Here is a 1,274-nt window from a genome sequence, read left to right on the forward strand (position 1 = left end):
TTTCAAATTCTTTTCGATACAGAAATTCCGATTTCATGATACCGAAGAAATTTTCAATAACGGCATTGTCATAACAGTTTCCTTTGCGAGACATACTTTGAGTTATGCCACAATTCTTAAGAGAATGACGGTATTGTTTCATTTGATAGTGCCAACCTTGATCAGAGTGAATGAGGAGTTTATCCGGATCGGTTACACAATAAAGGGCTTGGTCCAACATCGTTGAAACAAGGGAATAGGTCGGTCTTGAACCAATTGTATACGTGATAATTTCACCATTAAATAAATCCAACATTGGTGATAGGTATAACTTCTCCCCAAATAACTTAAACTCCGTAATATCTGTAACCCACTTTTCATTTGGTTTTTCAGCTTGGAAGTTGCGATTTAAAATATTTGGCGCAATTTTCCCAACTGTCCCTTTGTAAGAGCGATATTTTTTCATACGAACCAGACATTTTAACCCTAATTCTTTCATAAGGCGATACACTTTTTTATGATTTACTTTGTGTCCACGATTCATAAGTTCATCACGAATACGACGATAACCATAACACCCATCGTGTTCATTATAAATAGCTTGAATCAGTTCTTTTACCTCCGCATTTGGATCAGGACGATTAAAACGTTTCATCCAGTAATAGTACGTACTACGTGGAATGTTTGCGAGTTGAAGTAACTCCTTGATAGGAAATTCATGCCTTAACTCGTAGATTACTTGCGCTTTGTCTTGTTTGGTGATTTTTCTTTGTTTTGAACTAAGGCATTCAACTTTTTTAAATATGCATTTTCCATACGTAAACGCTCATTTTCCGCTTGTAAGGCTTCGATTGATCCTTCATCTACTGGCTTTATTTTTTTATCTTTCATGGTTGGACGCCCCTTTTTCTTTGATTGTAGGGCATCCAATCCTCCTGTTTCATAAGCTATTTTCCATTTCCGAAGTGTTTCATAAGACGGTATATTGAAAAGTGCCGCTGTTTCTCTGATAGATGTCCCGTGTTCATTCATATAATAAAGTACATCTAGTTTATACTGGGCTGGGTAGAATGTATAGCACTTTTCAAAGGCCTTTTCACCTGAAGACTCATATCGTCTAATCCACTCACGAAGTACGCTAGGGTTAACTCCTATAGATTTAGCAATTGTTTTTCCACTTTCTGTACCATCTAAATATCGTTTCACCGCTTGGATTTTTTCTTTTGAAGAAAATTTAGCCATAAAAAATGCACCTCCAATTGTTAGACTGTGTCTAACAATTGGGGTGCACTTCA

At 36.5% G+C, this 1,274-nt stretch carries 1 protein-coding gene; it reads right to left on the minus strand.

Translation table 11 applies throughout. From position 1 onward, the window contains the following. Positions 1-1,221, minus strand: a protein-coding gene (locus D1166_RS30895; protein WP_118043549.1) for an IS3-like element ISBth10 family transposase whose coding sequence is annotated in 2 segments (ribosomal slippage) — positions 1-780 and positions 780-1,221 — 1,222 coding nt annotated over the 2 segments. Because the reading frame shifts where the segments join, the coding sequence is not laid out codon by codon here. This gene is flagged as partial in the annotation. Positions 1,222-1,274: the final 53 nt, after the last annotated feature.

Source organism: Bacillus sp. ISO11, from assembly GCF_003458115.1.
GTDB lineage: Bacteria > Bacillota > Bacilli > Bacillales > Bacillaceae_G > Bacillus_A > Bacillus_A cereus.